The organism is Sandarakinorhabdus rubra, from assembly GCF_010994245.1.
Classification (GTDB): domain Bacteria; phylum Pseudomonadota; class Alphaproteobacteria; order Sphingomonadales; family Sphingomonadaceae; genus Sandarakinorhabdus; species Sandarakinorhabdus rubra.
Genome location: NZ_WMHO01000346.1, coordinates 1 through 1541 on the forward strand (window position 1 = coordinate 1; position 1541 = coordinate 1541).

Below are 1541 nucleotides of genomic sequence, written 5' to 3' on the forward strand. Positions count from 1 at the left end.
TTTCCCGCAACACCAGGCGTTGGCAGCATGTGTGTGGTTTCATGCGGCGCCCACACCATCCCTGTGTCACGGCCCGCCATGCAAGCCGGAGACCAGACATGTCCTGCACCAGCACCCACGCCGGCCATGCCGATCTTGAAGGTGAGGCTTGTCCCATGGACGCGCGCGGTCACGCAGGAACAATCGGGGTGCAGCGCCACCTGTTCGGCACGCACGTCGGCCTGTGCGGACTGGCCAAAGCGCACCACCGTGGCGCCGGCATCGCGGGCCGCGCGCTCCAGCAGCGCTGCGTGCGGATTGTCGGCCGGGATGATGGCAGTGCCGCCGGCGGGCAGGCCTGCGAAAATCTCGGCCTTGGCGCGGGCGATGTCGGCCTCGGTGGCAAAGAACTCGCGGTGCGCCGATGCCACCCAGGTGACGATGGCGATGTGCGGGCGCACCGCTTGCGTGAGCGCGGCCAGCTCGCCGGCGTGGTTCATGCCCATCTCGAACACGCCATAGCGGCTTGTCGCCGGCATCCGGGCGAGGGAGAGCGGCACGCCGGTGTGGTTGTTGTAGCTTTTCACCGAGGCATGGACGGCGCCGGGCGCAAAGCGGTCGAGCGCGCTCTTGAGCGCCTCCTTCACCCCGGTCTTGCCGACACTGCCGGTGACACCGATGCGAACCGCGTCGCTGCGGTCCCGGGCGGCGGCGCCAAGGGCGTTCAGGGCTGCCATGGTGTCGGCCACGCGCACATGTGGCGCGGCGCAGTCCTCGCTGACCAGGCAGCCGGCGGCGCCGCGGGCGAGCGCGGCGTCGATGAAGCGGTGGCCGTCGGTGGCCTCGCCCTTCAGCGCGATGAACAGGTCACCCGCCGCCACCTCGCGGCTGTCGAAGCTGACGCCGGTGCAGGCGAAATCGGCGCTGGCTTGGCCGCCGGTTGCAGCGGCGATGGCGGCGCTGGTCCACAGGCTCATGCCGCGGCCTCCCGCGCCACGGCCACATCGTCGAAGGGCAGCACACGGGCGCCCACGATCTGGCCCTGTTCATGGCCCTTGCCGGCGACCAGGACGACGTCACCGGCAAGGGCCATGTTGATCGCGTGGATGATTGCCCGGCGGCGATCCGCAATGCCCTGCGCACCGGGGGCGGCGCGGAGAAGTGCGGCGCGAATGGCCGCCGGGTCTTCATTACGCGGGTTGTCGTCGGTTACGATGACGACGTCGGCATGGGCGGCCGCAGCCTCCCCCATCAGGGGACGCTTGCCGGCGTCACGATCGCCGCCGGCACCCAGAACCAGAATCAGCCTGCCCGTCACATGCGGGCGCAGCGCCTCGCACGCCGCCCTGATGGCATCGGGCGTGTGGGCATAATCGACATAGACGGCAGCGCCGCTGCGCGTGATCACCGCCCGTTCCAGCCGGCCGCGCACGCCCTGCACCCGCGCCAGATCGGCCAGCGTGCGCGCCACATCGCCGCCAGTGGCGATCACCAGCGCGGCCGCCATCAGCGCGTTGGCGCATTGATAGGCGCCGATCAGCGGCAGCGTCACGCTGTGCCGG

2 protein-coding genes are annotated in these 1541 nt (G+C 70.7%); both read right to left on the minus strand.

Annotated elements, in window-relative coordinates:
- A partial coding sequence (locus GJV64_RS14290) for a UDP-N-acetylmuramoyl-tripeptide--D-alanyl-D-alanine ligase (protein ID WP_164158127.1) occupies positions 1 to 956 on the minus strand: 956 nt, incomplete at its 3' end.
- A partial coding sequence (locus GJV64_RS14295; RefSeq protein ID WP_328799201.1) for a glutamate ligase domain-containing protein occupies positions 953 to 1541 on the minus strand: 589 nt, incomplete at its 5' end. The genes GJV64_RS14290 and GJV64_RS14295, both read right to left, overlap by 4 nt.